Origin of the sequence: Gloeocapsopsis sp. IPPAS B-1203 (assembly GCF_002749975.1) — a bacterium.
In the GTDB taxonomy this organism is placed as follows: Bacteria; Cyanobacteriota; Cyanobacteriia; order Cyanobacteriales; family Chroococcidiopsidaceae; genus Gloeocapsopsis.
Genome location: NZ_PEIG01000002.1, coordinates 551625 through 567537, shown reverse-complemented (window position 1 = coordinate 567537; position 15913 = coordinate 551625). Strand labels below are relative to the sequence as shown.

The window sequence follows — 15913 nt, the reverse complement described above, 5'->3', positions numbered from 1 at the left end:
TAATACTACTGAACTCCAGCGAGCTTAATGTTTGCTAAAGATTTACAACCTAGATTTTCAATTTGGAAAGCAGCAATATTAAACGATACAAATTCTGTAGCAGCAAATTGTAATCAGATCGCGGCAATGCTTCAATTAGGAAGCTACAAAGATATCATAAGTTTTGTAGTATAGGTCAGGCAGGATATATCTTTATACAGCCTTAAGCGCGATATCGCACTTCTTACACTCATGACAACAACCATTGACTTTCTCAGTCACCTCAATCCTAGTCAACGCCAAGCTGTAGAACATTTCTGCGGTCCCATGTTAGTCGTTGCTGGCGCAGGTTCGGGTAAAACACGAGCACTGACTTACCGAATTGCCAATCTCATTTTGAAGCACCGCGTCGATCCTGAAAATATCCTGGCTGTCACCTTCACTAACAAAGCAGCGCGGGAGATGAAAGAACGCATCCAGAAGCTGTTTGCAGAACAAATTGCACTTCAAGACTACGGAAAACCCTTAGAAGCTTTAGCACCGCACGAACAAACAAGTTTGCGATCGCGCGTATACAAAACCATTATCAAAGATTTGTGGATCGGTACTTTCCACAGCTTATTTTCCCGTATTCTGCGATTCGATATCGAAAAATATCAAGACGAACAAGGACGGCGTTGGAATCGTAATTTTTCAATTTTTGATGAATCAGATGCTCAAACCCTTGTCAAGCAAATAGTCACCAAACAACTCAATTTAGATGACAAAAAATTTGAGCCGCGATCGGTACGCTACGCAATCAGTAACGCCAAAAATCAAGGATTAACACCGCAAGAATTTGAACGCCAACAACCTAATTATCGCGGGCGCGTGATTGCTGAAGTTTACAGTCAATATCAAAGTGCTTTAGCCGAAAACAATGCTTTAGATTTTGACGATTTAATTCTGGTTCCTGTACAACTATTTCAACAAAACGAACAAGTTTTAGGTTATTGGCATCGTAAATTTCAACATATATTAGTTGATGAGTACCAAGATACCAACCGGACTCAATATGATTTAATTCGGTTACTTGTTACCAACGGAGAAACCAATAAACACAACTGGGATTGGCGCAATCGTTCAGTGTTTGTAGTTGGTGATGCGGATCAATCGATTTATAGTTTCCGCATGGCAGATTTCACAATTTTACTAGAATTTCAGTCTGACTTCGGCGATGGATTGCCTGATGCTGATACTCGTACAATGGTGAAGTTAGAAGAAAACTATCGCTCTAGAGAAAATATTCTCCAAGCTGCCAACGAATTGATCGAAAACAACACTCAACGCATCGATAAAGTTCTCAAACCTACTCGTGAAGTTGGCGAACAAATTTATTTATATAAAGCTGATGATGAAATTACAGAATCGCAATTTGTAATCAATCAAATTCGGAATTTAGAACGACGTTATCCTGATTTTAATTGGGGTAGCTTTGCCATTCTCTACCGGACTAACGCACAATCTCGACCGTTTGAAGATACTTTAGTACGCTGGGGTATTCCTTACACAATTGTTGGCGGATTGAAGTTTTACGATCGCAAAGAAATCAAAGATATTCTGGCTTATCTACGTGTAATTGTTAATCCTGCAGATACAGTAAGTTTACTGCGAGTCATTAATACACCACGTCGTGGTGTTGGTAAAGCCACAATTGATGCTTTAGTAAGTGCTGCCCAAGAGTTAAGCATTCCTGTGTGGGAAATTATTAGTGATGAAACATCAGCAGGGACTTTAGCAGGGCGATCAGTAAAAGGTGTAACTAGTTTTGCACAGTTAATCAGCCACTGGCAAGAACAAGTAGATATCACTCCTGCGTCGGTAATTGTGCAAGCAATTATGGAAGAATCAGGTTATATTCAAGACTTAAGAAATCAAGGTACAGATGAAGGTTTAGACAGGTTACAAAACTTGCAAGAACTCTACAATGCCGTTGTGCAATTTGAAGAAGAAAGTGAGGATACTTCTTTAGAAGCTTTTTTAGCAAGTACTGCATTAAATTCTGATTTAGATAATTTAAAAGAAGGACAAAAAGCTGTTTCCTTACTAACATTACACGCAGCTAAAGGCTTAGAGTTTCCTGTCGTTTTCTTAGTAGGGATGGAACAAGGATTATTACCTAATTTTCGCTCATTAGACGATCCTGATGCTTTGGAAGAAGAACGGCGTTTGTGTTATGTCGGAATTACTCGCGCGCAAGAATTGCTGCATCTTTCTCATGCACGGGAACGCCGTCTTTATGGTTCGCGCGAACCAGCAATTCGTTCGCAGTTTTTAACAGAATTACCCGAAGAATTGCTTGCAGATCAACAACTTGCAAGTCAGAGTTATACAAAACCACCGAGTATTGCTTCACGAAGTAGACAAGTAGCAACAACTCCTGTCAATACAAGTCCACAGAATTGGCAAGTCGGCGATCGCGTGTTGCACAAAACTTTTGGTGTTGGTGAAATCACTCACGTTTTCGGTTCAGGAAATAAAGTATCTGTCGCGATCAAATTTTCCACTCTCGGTCAAAAAATCATCGATCCTCGCATTGCGCAATTGCAACGAGTAAATGAAGAATAACTACATTTTCACTAGTTACCCTGTAAAGTTGGGATTTATCCATGCGAGAAGTCTTACTGAACAATGAGTGGTATATCGACTTCCTCTACACGCCAAGCTGCATACGCCAAAGCTTCACGTAAATCTCCTTCCTCTAAGTAAGGATAAGCTTCTAAAATTTCTTCTGTAGAATGTCCTGACGCTATCAACCCAATCAGCATTCCCACAGTTACGCGCAAGCCTCGAATACAAGGTTTACCTCCCATCACGCCAGGATTGAATGTAATTCTTGTTAAATGTTTCATAGCGTCTTAATTTTATTCATAGATTGTGCAAGGTTTTCTTAATTTAAACAAGCCCGCTGGATTCACTTCCCACGACTGTGTAGCGCGAGTACGTAAACTCGTACAAATGAAGCGTGTCGGACATGGTGGAACTTTAGATCCTGCTGCTACAGGTGTTTTACCAATCGCTTTAGGAAAAGCGACTCGCTTGTTGCAGTTTTTACAGTCAGATAAAGCCTACAAAGCAACAATTCAATTAGGAATCACGACAACAACAGACGATCTCGAAGGGGAAGTCATTACCTCACAGCCAGTATCCGATTTAAGCCTAGAACAAGTTGCAACTGCACTAAAACAATTTCAAGGCAAAATTGACCAAATACCGCCGCGTTATAGTGCCATTCAAGTCCAGGGAAAACGTTTGTACGATCTTGCACGCGCGGGGAAAAACATTGAAATTCCTCTACGGAGTGTAGAAGTCTTCCACATTGAAATTTTAGACTGGCGATCTGGAGATTTTCCTGAAATTGATGTGGCGATCGCTTGTGGTACAGGAACATATATTCGCGCGATCGCCCGCGATTTGGGTAGAGTCTTACAAACTGGTGGAACTTTAGCGAAACTCATTCGTACGCAAAGCAGTGGCTTTGACATTGCAGATAGCTTAACGTTTGAGCAATTAGAATCTCAAATTCAACAAGGTAGTTTTCAACCAATTCCACCTACACAAGCTTTACAGCATCTTAATTCTGTCATCTTACCAACCGCGATCGCCCAAAAATGGTGTCAAGGACAAAAGATTCTTTATGATGTTACCGATTTACCGTTAAATTCACCCTTGCAGATTTATGAGGAAGGCGATCGCTTCTTGGGTATTGGTTACATAACTTCAATAGATACTGAAGAAAAGCTAATTCCACAAATTGTCTTTTAAACGGAGAGGGAGGGATTCGAACCCTCGTTGAAGTTACCCCCAAACAGCATTTCCAGTGCTGCGCCTTCAACCACTCGGCCACCTCTCCAGGTGTCACAAATTCTAATTATACAACGAAACAATCCAGATTCAGTAAAAATAGAAGAAGTTAATTTTTGCCTTTAGCTCATGACTCGTTTTTACAAAATTCGGATTCGCGATCGCGCCCGTGACAAGAACTATACACTAGAAGTCCCTGAAGACAGCTATATCCTTCAAAGTGCCGAAAATCAAGGCGTAGAACTGCCATTTTCTTGTCGCAATGGTGCTTGTACAACGTGTGCAGTACGAGTGCTTTCTGGAGAAATTTATCAACCCGAAGCAATGGGATTGTCTCTCGAATTACGCTCAAAAGGCTATGCTTTGCTATGTGTTAGCTATCCACTTTCTGATTTAGAAGTTGAAACTCAAGACGAAGATGAAGTATACGAACTACAATTTGGACGTTATTTTGGTAGAGGAAAAGTTCGGGCAGGTTTACCGTTAGATGAAGATTAGTGGTTAGTGACTGGTGGCTAGTAGCTAGAAATTATGATGTGTTATCCTTGAAAGCTGCAGTTCTAAAGCATCAAGTCAAAGTGGCTAGTGTCTAAGAATTATGATGCGTCACCAACTTTTAGTGAGTAAGTTTGTTGTTCTCATACCATTACTGACGCTAATACAAAGTTGTCAGCCAGAGACTACGCCGCAAGGCAAAATTGTCAAAGTCACGCAGGTAGTAAGTGGCAATACATTGGAAGTCATCGGCTTAGAGGAACAACGCAATTTTAACTCACGAGTACGCCTCATAGGAGTAGACGCACCCGATCTACAACAGCAGCCGTGGGGACAAACTGCAAAACAACAATTAGCAGAAATTGTTCAAGGTAACACTGTTTTACTAGAGTTTGACGTGCAAGAAAAAGATGATTTTGGACGCTACCAAGCTTATGTTTGGCATGACAAAGTGTTGTTAAACGAATTGTTAGTGACGCAGGGGTACGTACTCGCTGTTGCGAGAAATCCCAATGACAAGTACACCCTACAACTAAATCGTGCCCAAGAATCAGCTAGACTCATGGGGCGGGGAATTTGGAATCCCTCTCAACCAATGCGTTTTACTCCAGCAGAGTTTCGCCGTCAGCTAATATTGCAGCAGTGTCCTCCGCAGTCGCTGCCATGTCAATCTCGTCAATCATGATTTCAACTACTGAACTGCAAACGTATTTAGATATTGCGACTGAAGCAGCGCTAGCTGCTGGTGCGGTTGTCCAAAGCTACTATGGGGTATTAGATGGCGTTGTTGAAAAAGGACGCCCTGGAGATTTAGTTACCCAAGCTGATAAAGCTTCCGAAGCCGTCATTTTAGATGTGCTACAGCGTCACCTACCACAGCATGGAATTTTGGCAGAAGAATCGGGAAATGTTGGAAATTCCCAAAGCGAGTATCTTTGGGTAATCGATCCCTTGGATGGTACAACTAACTTTGCCCACCAATACCCTAGTTTTGCAGTGTCGATTGGGTTACTTGTTGCGGATGTTCCTCAAGTTGGTGTCATTTTTGATCCTTTTCATCAGGAGTTATTTCGCGCGGGTAGAGGATTAGGCGCGACGCGCGATCGCCGCCCGATTCAAGTTTCCCAAACTAATGAACTGAGTAAGAGTCTATTAGTGACAGGCTTTGCCTACGATCGCCGCGAAACTCCAGACAACAACTATGCAGAATTTTGCCATTTAACACATCTTACCCAAGGCGTGCGCCGTAGTGGTTCTGCCGCACTTGATTTAGCCTATGTTGCGTGTGGGCGCTTGGATGGTTATTGGGAACGCGGACTTTCGCCGTGGGATATCACGGCGGGAATTGTTTTACTCGAAGAAGCTGGTGGAAAAGTCAGTGCATACGATGCGAGTCCGTTTGATATGGCATCGGGGCGAATTTTAGCAACGAACGGCTACCTCCACGCAGCCCTAAGTAATGAATTAATGCACGTTCGTTCAATCCCTTTTTCAGGGAATAATAGATGTGAGGAGTAAGAGGTGACTAGTAACTAGCAACTAGCAACCAACTGCTGATCGCAATACTGATTAGCAATCTCAACCGGAGATGATCTAACAAAAGCGATCGCACTTCTAGCTAATGGTTATGAATCCATAACTTGAGAGAGATGGCGAAGTACACTAGAAACAACTTATAGGCTTTGCAGGTGGCACCAGGTTCTATGTCATTTAAAATCGACCGTGGCTTATTTCAATATGATTTAATTGACCACCATGCAGTTCTAGGCATTCCTGTCGATGCAGATTTTAATCAAATCCGCAAACGCTATCTGCAAATAGCCCGTCGTCTACATCCTGATAGTTGTGCGGCGACAACTCTAGAAGAAAAACAACGTGCCAGCCAATTATTATCTAAAACTGTCAATCCTGCTTACGAACAATTCTCTAAAGAACGTAACCGTGCCGAATATCTTGTCGTTTTACGAGAAATGAGTAAGCGTCTGGCACAAGAAGCAAGTACAATTAAACTAAAATCTAAACTCTCGCAAGAGTTAGCCCAAGCAAGTAATCTAGAACATTTTTATCAAAAGTCCCTTCAGCAGCTAGCAGCGAAGCAATATGAAAACTTAGAGCAAGTTTCAGATATTATTGGGCTGATTAGCGAATTGAATTTAGTTTACTTAATGCGCAAAGGCGCTAGTAGCTTGCCGTCCCCTACACCGGTTGCGCGCAATAGTAACAATCTAAGAGAAACACCACAGCCAGCACCAATGCCTCAGTCTATTAGCGTGGTTGAGCAATATTATCGCCGCGCGCAAGCTTTTATGGAAAACAACAATTTTGCCCAAGCTAGGATTGAGTTACAAGATGCGTTGAAGTTAGAACCAAACAACAGCAGCTGCCATAGCTTGATGGGTGTATTGTATTTAAAGCAAAATCAAGTCACTATGGCTAAGGTTCATATTAATAAAGCATTGCAGTTGAATCCGCAAGAACAAATGGCACTCAAAGCCAAGAGATTCTTAGATCAAGCAACGCAAAAAACGGGTACTAAGCCTGCAGGTGCATCGCAGCCGACTCAAGGCACAAATACTTCTGGAGGTAGTGGATTGTTTGGTGGATTATTTGGCGGGAAGAAAAAGTAATGGTATATCAGTCGCCAGCTGGGGCACGGGATTTATTGCCCCTAGACGTAGCACAAAAACGTTGGATCGAGGAACGATTACAGCAGGTATTTCACCGCTGGGGCTATCACCGGATTATCACATCAACTCTAGAACACTTGGATACCCTGATGGCAGGTGGTGCGGTGCAGCGATCGCAACTGATTCAGCTACAATCTGATGAAGGAGAAATCGGACTACGTCCAGAACTGACCGCATCGATTGCCCGTACAGCAGTGACCCGCATGGCAGGAGCGTTGTATCCTCAACGCCTCTATTACAATGCTAATGTCTTTCGCCGTGCATCTAGCACTCACCACAATCAGCAACAAGAGTTTTATCAAGCAGGTGTGGAATTACTCGGTGCCCAAGGTTGGCTAGCTGATGCAGAAATCCTCCTGTTACTTGCTGAGTGCATGCAAGAACTGAGTTTAAATAACTGGTGTCTGATCTTAGGCGAAGCTGGAATTGCGCGATCGCTATTGTCAACATTTCCGGCGAATTTGCGCGAACAAGTCCGCTATGCGATCGCCCACCTCGATCGCATAACTTTAGAAACCTTGCCCCTCAGTCAGGAAGAATGCGATCGCGCGCTAATGATGCTTGACTTGCGGGGACATCCGGCTGATGTCTTACAAAAAATTGCTTCGCTGGATTTAGAAACTCCTCAAGCTGAGGCGCTTAACCGTCTGAAATCATTAATTGCTTTATTAAATGAGTGCTTTCCCGTATCGTCCTCTCAATCTACAACATCTTCGCCAATTATCTTAGACTTAAGTTTGATCCAAACTTTTGATTACTATACGGGTATTGTCTTTAAAGTTGTCAGCAATACTACTTATCCAGCGCGGATTATTGGGCAAGGTGGACGTTACGATCAACTCCTAGGACTGTATCACCCCCAAGCAGAAACGGTTTCAGGTATTGGATTTTCTCTTAATATCGAAGATTTACACCAGGTGTTACTTCCTTCACAACAACTTCCCCATGCCACCCCTACGAGCAATTGGTTGGTTGTTCCCGAAACACCTCAAGCTTATACTGCTGCATTCGCCTATGCCGCCAAATTACGCGCTTCCCAACATCTTGTGAGGGTAGAAATGAATTTGGGCGACTCTGATCCTGATACAATTCGCGAGTACGCCCGTCACCGCCGCATTCAACAAATTGCCTGGATAAAATCTGAAGGTTTACCCTCAATTGAGTCAATAACATCAATAAAAAGTTTGCTATCTCCTTCGCAATAGGAATCCTTAGTAATTTTCTTTTATTTCCTTGAGTAATCAAATATTTAAGTTGATTTTTTAGCTGAGATAATAGTATTTGAAGCTAGCTTGTTAAGTGAAATGCAAGTTAGCGTATTTTTTTGATCATTAATCAAATTGATGATATTTTAAATTACAAACAAAATCATATTGATTTAGTAAAATCATTGCATCTCAAGTATGATGTAGACATCTTGCTGGTTCTACAGATCACCATTTATGATAGTTAATATATTTAACTACGGTATAGAGTTCTAGCTTTGAACTAAAAAGCAAATAGTAAAAAAATATTAAATAACTAATAATAGCTATTGCAACACACCTAAGAAATAGATGATGAGTTTGTGCTGATTGGCAATATATATAATAAAAATGAAAGAGAAATATTTATACATCGGTTGAATTTCTTACGGTGAAATATAGACACGAAAATTAAAATAAAAGTTTTTTGTTAGAATCAAAAAACATTCTAATTGACTTAGTTCAAGAAGCAGAAGAGAGAAGAATATGCCGCATACAATCGTTACAGAAACTTGTGAAGGAGTTGCTGACTGTGTTGATGCTTGTCCTGTTGCTTGTATTCACCCTGGACCAGGAAAAAATATGAAGGGTACTGACTGGTACTGGATTGATTTTGCTACCTGTATTGACTGTGGTATTTGCATTCAGGTTTGCCCTGTTGAGGCTGCAATTGTTCCTGAAGAAAGACCAGAGTTGCAAAAAACTCCTTAAGTAAATATTTAAATATGAGGTTTACCTGAAAAATTCTTGATGGTTAATAAATCTTGCTTAATTTAAACGTAGCGATCGCCTAAGCAGCTAAAAGATCAAGGTTGCAGGATAATATTCATACTTCACCTCTTTTTGCTGTTCGCGTACGATGAAAGATACGACTCCTCTGTTAGAAGTTGAGGATGTCTGGGCTGGTTACGTCAAAGACCTAGACATCCTGCAAGGAATTAATTTTCGGATTTTCCCTGGAGAATTAGTCGCAGTTATCGGTCCTAATGGTGCAGGAAAATCAACGTTAGCAAAAACTATATTTGGTTTATTAACTCCGCAGCGTGGAAAAATCACTTTTAACAGCGAAAACATTGCTGGACTCAAATCAAATCAAATCGTACAGCGCGGGATGTGTTATGTGCCGCAGATTGCAAATGTATTTCCTTCATTGAGTGTAGAAGAAAACTTAGAAATGGGGGCTTTTATCCGCAATACGCCCTTGAGTGACTTAAAAGAGAAAATCTACACAACTTTTCCTGTACTTGCAAATCGACGCCGTCAAAGAGCAGGAACGCTTTCAGGAGGAGAACGCCAAATGCTAGCAATGGGGAGGGCATTGATGCTAGAACCTAGCTTACTACTATTAGATGAACCCAGCGCAGCACTTTCACCGTTGTTAGTCAACAATGTGTTTGAGCAAATACAACAAATCAATAAAAGAGGGACAGCAATTGTCCTTGTAGAACAAAATGCACGTAAAGCACTAGCAATGGCACATCGCGGATATGTACTCGATACAGGACGCGATCGCTTTTCCGGTTCAGGTAGCGAATTACTCAACAATCCTAAAGTTGGCGAACTTTATCTCGGCGCAGGTAAACACCACTAGCAAGATTTTAAGTTTTAAGTCGAGATATCGATATGGTATTAAGTCTCTCTCCACCACAGCTACAAGCTATCCGTACTCATGCCGAAAGCACGTACCCAGAAGAATGCTGTGGTCTATTATTGGGTAAAGCAGTTGATGATGAAAAATTAGTAGTCGAAGTTGTCCCAACGGAAAATACTTGGAACACTGAAGCACCTGAATGGGAAGACAATTCTACTAATCATGGCAAAATTGATCGCTATGCGATCGCACCGCAAGAAATGTTAAAAATGCAAAAAGCTGCACGCGATCGCCATTTAGATATAATTGGAATCTATCACTCACACCCGAATCATCCGGCAATTCCTTCAGAATGCGATCGTATCTATGCTTGGCAGCAATACTCATATATCATAGTTTCCGTGGTAAATGGCGAATGTGATGATGTCCAAAACTGGAGTTTAGATGAGCATCATCAATTTCAGTCAGAAAATATGATTGTTGTAGAACTCGTTTAAATTTCATTATTTTAAAAACCACAAAAATCCCAACATCCAAAGGCTATCTTTGGATAGGATCGAAAATCCGTTCTTTCACACACTGCTATGCTCAATCCTAATCTGGATGAAATCCAGTTAACAAAAGAAGAATACGAACGATATTCGCGCCATCTGATCTTGCCCGAAGTCGGACTTGATGGACAAAAGCGTCTCAAAGCAGCAAGCGTGCTGTGTATCGGTACAGGTGGGCTAGGTTCACCGTTACTTTTATATCTTGCAGCTGCGGGTATTGGACGTATCGGTATCGTTGATTTTGATGTTGTCGATAATTCAAACTTGCAACGTCAAGTTATTCATGGCACATCTTGGGTAGGTAAACCCAAAATTGCATCAGCGAAAAACCGCATCTTAGAAATCAATCCCAATTGTCAGGTTGATTTATACGAAACGCGCCTGAGTTCAGAGAATGCCTTAGACATTATCGTACCTTATGATATTGTGGTCGATGGCACAGACAACTTCCCAACACGGTATCTTGTTAACGATGCGTGCGTATTGTCGAACAAGCCCAATGTCTATGGTTCAATCTTCCGGTTTGAAGGGCAAGCAACCGTATTTAACTACGAAGGCGGACCAAATTACCGCGACTTGTATCCCGAACCACCACCACCAGGAATGGTTCCCTCATGTGCTGAAGGCGGCGTCTTAGGAATTTTACCTGGTATTATCGGAGTTATTCAAGCTACTGAAACAGTCAAAATTATTTTAGGGCAGGGAACAACTTTAAGCGGACGCTTGTTGCTGTTTAACGCTCTAGATATGAAGTTCCGCGAGTTGAAGTTGCGCCCTAATCCTGAACGTCCAGTAATTGACAAGTTAATTGACTACGAATTTTTCTGTGGTATTCCCCAAGCAAAAGCCGAAGAGGAGAAACGACAGATGGCAATGCAAGAAATGACTGTGCAGGAATTAAAAGAACTACTTGATAGTGGTGCTGATGATTTTGTCCTGCTTGATGTACGCAATCCTAATGAATACGAAATTGCAAAAATTCCAGGTTCTGTCCTAGTTCCGTTACCTGATATCGAAAGCGGTGAAGGCGTAGAGAAAGTTAAAGAAATACTCAACGGTCATCGTTTAATCGCGCATTGTAAGATGGGCGGACGATCTGCAAAAGCTTTAGGGATTCTCCAAGAAGCAGGAATTGAAGGCACAAACGTTAAAGGTGGTATCACCGCTTGGAGTCGTGAAGTTGATACTTCTGTACCTGAGTATTAGGTGATTGGGTGGGTATTACCCACCCTTTGTATTTTAGAAGTGCGCTCGTCTCTGGTGCTGAGAAAATCGCGATCGCGTCGCATTGTACCTATCGACTCATTGTTGGAATCTTGGCAATACTCACTTCTTGTAACACTTGCGGAAACTGCTGCCAAGGTATATTGCCTGTTTTGCTCTTCAAATACAGTTCGCCAAACTGAAGTAACGCAGCGGCGGTGTCATCCGCAGTTACATTGGTAAATAGATAAGTTGGTTTACCAGGCGCAGAAAAAGCAACAGCGCAGGGAGAACCGCACGTCCACAAGCATCCCACTGGCTGAATTCTCAGATCCTTACACTGTGTCTGTTCAGCACTCAAGGCGTTGAGTTGTTCGATTAAACGAGCACCGTCAGCAACTTGATTTTCTGGCAATTCTTCCGAAGAACGGTTACAAGATTTACAGACAAGTAAGCAAGTAGGCATAATTATGTATCACAAGTGTCTGATGTGGAAAAATAGGTAATAGGTAAATAGTAATCGAGTTAGCGTGGCTTGTGTTGATAATCAATAGCTTATGGCTTAGCTTCGAGCGCTATATGTAAATTTTCGTACAGTCGGTCATTTAAAAAAAATTAAAGCTAATTACCAATTACCAGTTACCAACTTTGATATTACTTTTATTTTCACCATTTACTTAGGGTGTATTTACCAAGTATTTGTACAAGTCATCAATAACGGCATCAGTTCCAAGCATATGTGTCGCAGCCCATGCTGTAAAATCAACAAAATAAACATGATTTTCTTGAACAGCTTTCAGGTTTTTCCAAAGAAGATTTCGTTGAATTTTTTCAAAAAATTGATTGCCACCATCTCTTGCATAAGTCGCTACAAATAAAATATCACCATCGGCTTTTTCTAATTCTTCCAGGGAAATTTCTACTGCGCCATAGGGTGCGTCAATATTCTGTGAGGCTGGACGTTGCAAAAGAGCATCGCTAAGAATGGAGCCAACAAATGAGTTCTTTGCGTCAGTTGATATTTGATCATTCCAAATATAGATAAATGATATTTTCTTGTCTTGATAGCGATTTCCTAATGCTAGCTTTAGTTCTTCCATTCGCTGATAGTAACGATTCCAAAGTGCTTTTTCAGTTGCTTGTTTTCCTAAAGCTTCAGCCACAAAACTTAGATGCTTTTCCCAAGTTGGGTAGTTAAGTTCACCCAAAACTGTAGGAGCAATTTTAGATAGTTGAGGATAAATTGATTGGAACCAATCTACACCGATAATTAAGTCTGGTTTAAGTAGTAATGCTGCTTCTAAATTTGGTTGAGACAGTCCAATTAATTTTATTTCCTCTGTTTTGTCTTTAACAGAAGTCAGCGATTTATTTTCCTGGTGAATTTCGTTTGTAGTACCGATCGGTTTAATCCCAAGTGCCAGCGCATTACCTAAAGTAGATGAAGATAAGGTGACAACTCGTTGAGGATTAATCGGAACACAGGTTTCGCCCATCGTGTGTTTAATGATGTGACATTCTGTGGCTGGCAGTTTAGGAGAGGAGGATATAGTTTGAGATGTATGATGATTGCAAGCTGTAACTAGAGTAAATCCTAAAATACCCAATATTAACCAGCCAAAAAAAATCCGCATGATTGTCTCAATTAAAACTGCCAGGAGACAGTTCCTTGTACGGTAAAGGGCTGTCCGTAGTAAACACGATTAGAATTAAGCGCACTTTCAAAATAGTTTATATCAAATAGATTTTTGAAGTTAAGTGCAACTCTAAATCTATCTTGGTTATAGAAAATAGCTGCGTCAGTGCGAAAATAACTTGGCACATCATAAGTATTGTCTAAATCTCCGGCGCGATCGCCCACAAAAAATAAGCCGATTCCAGCCCCTAATCCTTGCCATTCACCTTGTTGAATTTCGTAGATTGTCCATAAGTTAAAAGAATGCTCTGCGCTGTTTGGTAATCGGCTCCCAGCGATAAAAGTAGTATCTTCCGTAATACGTGCGTCGGTATAAGCATAACCTGCATAAATATTCCATCCTGGCAAAATTTCGCCTGCAAGATTCAGTTCAATACCTTGGCTATTCTGTTCGCCTACTTGGATTTGAAAACCTGAATTATCGGGATCGTCTACCAAGACATTGGTACGAGTTAAATCATAGAATGCCAGCGTTGCAGAAAGGCGATCGCTCAAATCTGCTTTTACCCCAATTTCATATTGAGTACCGCGTTCTGGCTCTAATGAAGAGTCAACATCAAAAAAGAATGTACCATTTGGTGGAGTAAATGAACTTGTGTAACTAGCATAAAGCGAGATAATAGGATTAGGTTGATAGACAATCCCAATCCGAGGACTGAATGCACTGTCAGATCCGCTACTTTCGGTGTTATTGGTGAAATCTGCGTATTTCCGGTCAAAGGTATCAAACCGCACGCCTAATAAGAACTTTAAGCTATCCGTCAGTGTAACTTGGTCTTGAAGATAAATTCCTAATGAGTTCGTCACCGAGCGATCGTTACTTTCAAAAGTAATGATCGGTTCCGGTGGTTGACCGTATACAGGATTAAAGATATTAATCGGTGCTGCTTCGCGTTCAATATATCTTGGTGACAAGTTTTCTAAACGATTCAAATCAAATCCTAATAGTAACTGATGCTGAATTGAACCCGTAGAAAAGTTGCCAACCACGTTCGTTGTTAAAATATAGTTACTGTTTTCAAGCTCGTATTCTCGATCTGTGCGATTAAAAGTTTGATTGTCTGCTTCCAAACTTGAGGGAATCGTCAGTTGATCGCTGTAATCACGAAAAGTGAACCGAAAAGCATTGCGTAACAACCAGTTGTCGCTAAATTTGTGCTCTAGTTGGTATCCCAGCCTTGTAATTGTTTGTTCAAATTCATCAGAAGGTTCACCAAAGTTGCTGTTACGTGATACTTCGCCGTTTGGGTTAGATAATACACTGCCAATAACAGGTACGCCAGATGCGTAAGAATCCCTTGTTCTGATGTATTCTCCCTCTAAGATTAAGTCAGTTCTCTCGCCAATAGCCACACTGACAACAGGCGATATATTAAAGAATTCACTATTATAGAAATCGATAAAACTACCTGAGTTTCTGTAGGCTGTATTGAGACGATACAAGACTGTATCCGAGTCATCTAACGATCCTGATAAATCAACCGCGCCTCGATAAAAACTATAGCTACCAACGGTTGCATCAATAGCGAAAAAAGGCTCACTTAAGGGACGTTTAGAGACTATATTGATGACTCCTCCAGGACTACCCAGACCAAATAACACTGATGCTGGTCCTTTGAGAACTTCAACTTGTTCAACACTAGATATTTCCGTCACTTCTCCAGCCAAAGGATCAATTAGCCCATCTCTGAGAAGATTAGTCGCTGTCGCATCAAAGCCGCGAATCGTAAAAGTATTAATTGGACCAAAGTTAAAAGCCTGATTCACACCAGGAACATTTCTGAGTGCATCTTCTAGGCGAGTGACCTGTTGATCGCGCAATACTTGTTGTGGTACTACCTGAATCGATTGGGGAATATCGCGTAACGGTGTATCGGTTCTTGTCCCTACCGACGTGTCAGGAACTTGATAGCCTTCCTCCTGTTCCCCCGTCACGACAATCTCAATTGTCTCATCCTCAGGTTCTACTGCAACACTTAACACCAAGCCTTGGGTGTCAGGTCGTACATCTGCGATTGGCGGCGCATCCAATCCTGTAATTGCCACACGCACAAAATTATTTGGTAGATTCGTGACTGATACCGATGCAATTCCCTCCGCCGGATTTTCTTGTTGAAATCCACTCAGCGGGATAACTACTGCATTGGGAATATCGGCAATTAATGCATTATCGACAACATAAGTTTTAGGAATCGAAAGTTCTGCTACAGTTTCCAGCACAATTTCTAATCCTGCTGCTGCAGCATTTAGTCGCACTCCAGTAATTTGCACAACTGAAGTTTGAGCGATTTGAGACATCCACTCGTCAACCGTAGTTGCAGGCTGGTTGAGGTTGTTAAGTCGAGGAATCGAGGAATCAGATTGTTGTTTTTGCACCGATGACGATCCGGTGTCGGTTTGTGCTTGTGCAGGGACAACAAAAATAAAAATGGCACTCACCGCCGCTAGCCGCAGAAAAAAGCAATACAACATAACTCCCGACACCACGCAACTACCTAAAACTACTGAGAAAGCTTCTCATGAACTTATCAGGTTTAATATGGCAATGCGCGATCGCTTGTGGTTGAACCGGAATATTTTTGTGGTTGAACCGGAATTTTTTATTTGCGTTTGGCGATAGTCGT

General features: G+C 41.5%; 16 protein-coding genes and 1 tRNA gene. 12 read left to right on the top strand and 5 right to left on the bottom strand.

Annotated features, from left to right (window positions below; translation table 11 throughout):
* Positions 1–231 precede the first annotated feature (231 nt).
* Complete coding sequence (gene pcrA, locus CSQ79_RS06035; protein WP_099700266.1) at positions 232–2586, top strand: DNA helicase PcrA; 2355 nt, start codon at positions 232–234, stop codon at positions 2584–2586.
* Positions 2587–2639: 53 nt separating this feature from the next.
* On the opposite strand, the gene CSQ79_RS06030 is transcribed toward pcrA, so the two are convergent.
* The gene (locus CSQ79_RS06030) at positions 2640–2870 is read right to left on the bottom strand and encodes a DUF433 domain-containing protein (RefSeq protein WP_099700265.1); all 231 of its coding nucleotides are present in this window, start codon (positions 2868–2870) and stop codon (positions 2640–2642) included.
* Between the two features lie 25 nt (positions 2871–2895).
* Between CSQ79_RS06030 and truB the strand changes: the two genes are divergently transcribed.
* On the top strand, positions 2896–3783 hold the full coding sequence (gene truB, locus CSQ79_RS06025; protein WP_099700264.1) for a tRNA pseudouridine(55) synthase TruB: 888 nt from the start codon (positions 2896–2898) through the stop codon (positions 3781–3783).
* A gap of 1 nt (position 3784) precedes the next feature.
* Here the strand turns inward: truB and CSQ79_RS06020 are convergent.
* Positions 3785–3871: transfer RNA gene (locus CSQ79_RS06020), tRNA-Ser, on the bottom strand.
* 80 nt (positions 3872–3951) lie between these two features.
* On the opposite strand from CSQ79_RS06020, the gene CSQ79_RS06015 reads away from it, so the two are divergent.
* The 9 genes from CSQ79_RS06015 to moeB all read left to right on the top strand — a co-directional run bounded on the left by CSQ79_RS06015 (position 3952) and on the right by moeB (position 11596).
* Positions 3952–4320, top strand: coding sequence for a 2Fe-2S iron-sulfur cluster-binding protein (locus CSQ79_RS06015; RefSeq protein ID WP_099700263.1), 369 nt, complete (start codon positions 3952–3954; stop codon positions 4318–4320).
* 103 nt (positions 4321–4423) lie between these two features.
* Positions 4424–5002 carry a thermonuclease family protein gene (locus tag CSQ79_RS06010; RefSeq protein ID WP_502693912.1) on the top strand — a complete coding sequence of 193 codons (579 nt, stop codon included), beginning with the start codon at positions 4424–4426 and terminating at the stop codon, positions 5000–5002.
* Entirely contained in the window at positions 4981–5835 is an 855-nt protein-coding gene (locus tag CSQ79_RS06005) for an inositol monophosphatase family protein (protein ID WP_502693909.1), read from the top strand. Before CSQ79_RS06010 ends, CSQ79_RS06005 begins: the two co-directional genes overlap by 22 nt.
* Positions 5836–6020: 185 nt before the next feature.
* Positions 6021–6944, top strand: coding sequence for a J domain-containing protein (locus CSQ79_RS06000; protein ID WP_099700261.1), 924 nt, complete (start codon positions 6021–6023; stop codon positions 6942–6944).
* Complete coding sequence (locus tag CSQ79_RS05995; RefSeq protein ID WP_099700260.1) at positions 6944–8209, top strand: ATP phosphoribosyltransferase regulatory subunit; 1266 nt, start codon at positions 6944–6946, stop codon at positions 8207–8209. The genes CSQ79_RS06000 and CSQ79_RS05995 overlap by 1 nt, the downstream gene beginning before the upstream one ends.
* Positions 8210–8734: 525 nt before the next feature.
* Positions 8735–8959: a ferredoxin family protein gene (locus CSQ79_RS05990; protein WP_099700259.1), complete on the top strand. Its 225-nt coding sequence runs from the start codon at positions 8735–8737 to the stop codon at positions 8957–8959.
* 148 nt (positions 8960–9107) lie between these two features.
* The gene (locus CSQ79_RS05985; RefSeq protein ID WP_099700258.1) at positions 9108–9839 is read left to right on the top strand and encodes an ABC transporter ATP-binding protein; all 732 of its coding nucleotides are present in this window, start codon (positions 9108–9110) and stop codon (positions 9837–9839) included.
* Positions 9840–9871: 32 nt separating this feature from the next.
* Entirely contained in the window at positions 9872–10336 is a 465-nt protein-coding gene (locus CSQ79_RS05980) for a M67 family metallopeptidase (RefSeq protein ID WP_099700257.1), read from the top strand.
* 87 nt (positions 10337–10423) lie between these two features.
* Positions 10424–11596 carry a molybdopterin-synthase adenylyltransferase MoeB gene (gene moeB, locus CSQ79_RS05975; protein ID WP_099700256.1) on the top strand — a complete coding sequence of 391 codons (1173 nt, stop codon included), beginning with the start codon at positions 10424–10426 and terminating at the stop codon, positions 11594–11596.
* A gap of 88 nt (positions 11597–11684) precedes the next feature.
* On the opposite strand, the gene CSQ79_RS05970 is transcribed toward moeB, so the two are convergent.
* The 3 genes from CSQ79_RS05970 to CSQ79_RS05960 form a co-directional block, all read right to left on the bottom strand.
* Positions 11685–12059, bottom strand: coding sequence for a DUF1636 domain-containing protein (locus CSQ79_RS05970; RefSeq protein WP_099700255.1), 375 nt, complete (start codon positions 12057–12059; stop codon positions 11685–11687).
* A 211-nt stretch (positions 12060–12270) separates the two neighbouring features.
* Complete coding sequence (locus CSQ79_RS05965; RefSeq protein WP_289500651.1) at positions 12271–13227, bottom strand: ABC transporter substrate-binding protein; 957 nt, start codon at positions 13225–13227, stop codon at positions 12271–12273.
* A gap of 11 nt (positions 13228–13238) precedes the next feature.
* Positions 13239–15761: a TonB-dependent siderophore receptor gene (locus CSQ79_RS05960; protein ID WP_099700254.1), complete on the bottom strand. Its 2523-nt coding sequence runs from the start codon at positions 15759–15761 to the stop codon at positions 13239–13241.
* On the opposite strand from CSQ79_RS05960, the gene CSQ79_RS27465 reads away from it, so the two are divergent.
* Positions 15718–15909: a hypothetical protein gene (locus tag CSQ79_RS27465; RefSeq protein WP_289500649.1), complete on the top strand. Its 192-nt coding sequence runs from the start codon at positions 15718–15720 to the stop codon at positions 15907–15909. The two genes, CSQ79_RS05960 and CSQ79_RS27465, sit on opposite strands and share 44 nt — an antisense overlap.
* The last annotated feature ends 4 nt before the right edge of the window (positions 15910–15913 follow it).

Coding starts and splice junctions, on each gene's coding strand:
- CSQ79_RS05985 (WP_099700258.1), top strand. CDS start 9,108: ATGAAAGATACGACTCCTCTGTTAGAAGTTGAGGATGTCTGGGCTGGT.
- CSQ79_RS05970 (WP_099700255.1), bottom strand. CDS start 12,059: ATGCCTACTTGCTTACTTGTCTGTAAATCTTGTAACCGTTCTTCGGAA.
- CSQ79_RS05990 (WP_099700259.1), top strand. CDS start 8,735: ATGCCGCATACAATCGTTACAGAAACTTGTGAAGGAGTTGCTGACTGT.
- CSQ79_RS06000 (WP_099700261.1), top strand. CDS start 6,021: ATGTCATTTAAAATCGACCGTGGCTTATTTCAATATGATTTAATTGAC.
- CSQ79_RS06005 (WP_502693909.1), top strand. CDS start 4,981: ATGTCAATCTCGTCAATCATGATTTCAACTACTGAACTGCAAACGTAT.
- CSQ79_RS27465 (WP_289500649.1), top strand. CDS start 15,718: ATGGCACTCACCGCCGCTAGCCGCAGAAAAAAGCAATACAACATAACT.
- pcrA (WP_099700266.1), top strand. CDS start 232: ATGACAACAACCATTGACTTTCTCAGTCACCTCAATCCTAGTCAACGC.
- CSQ79_RS06010 (WP_502693912.1), top strand. CDS start 4,424: ATGCGTCACCAACTTTTAGTGAGTAAGTTTGTTGTTCTCATACCATTA.
- CSQ79_RS05965 (WP_289500651.1), bottom strand. CDS start 13,227: ATGCGGATTTTTTTTGGCTGGTTAATATTGGGTATTTTAGGATTTACT.
- CSQ79_RS05995 (WP_099700260.1), top strand. CDS start 6,944: ATGGTATATCAGTCGCCAGCTGGGGCACGGGATTTATTGCCCCTAGAC.
- CSQ79_RS05980 (WP_099700257.1), top strand. CDS start 9,872: ATGGTATTAAGTCTCTCTCCACCACAGCTACAAGCTATCCGTACTCAT.
- CSQ79_RS06030 (WP_099700265.1), bottom strand. CDS start 2,870: ATGAAACATTTAACAAGAATTACATTCAATCCTGGCGTGATGGGAGGT.
- CSQ79_RS05960 (WP_099700254.1), bottom strand. CDS start 15,761: ATGTTGTATTGCTTTTTTCTGCGGCTAGCGGCGGTGAGTGCCATTTTT.
- CSQ79_RS06015 (WP_099700263.1), top strand. CDS start 3,952: ATGACTCGTTTTTACAAAATTCGGATTCGCGATCGCGCCCGTGACAAG.
- moeB (WP_099700256.1), top strand. CDS start 10,424: ATGCTCAATCCTAATCTGGATGAAATCCAGTTAACAAAAGAAGAATAC.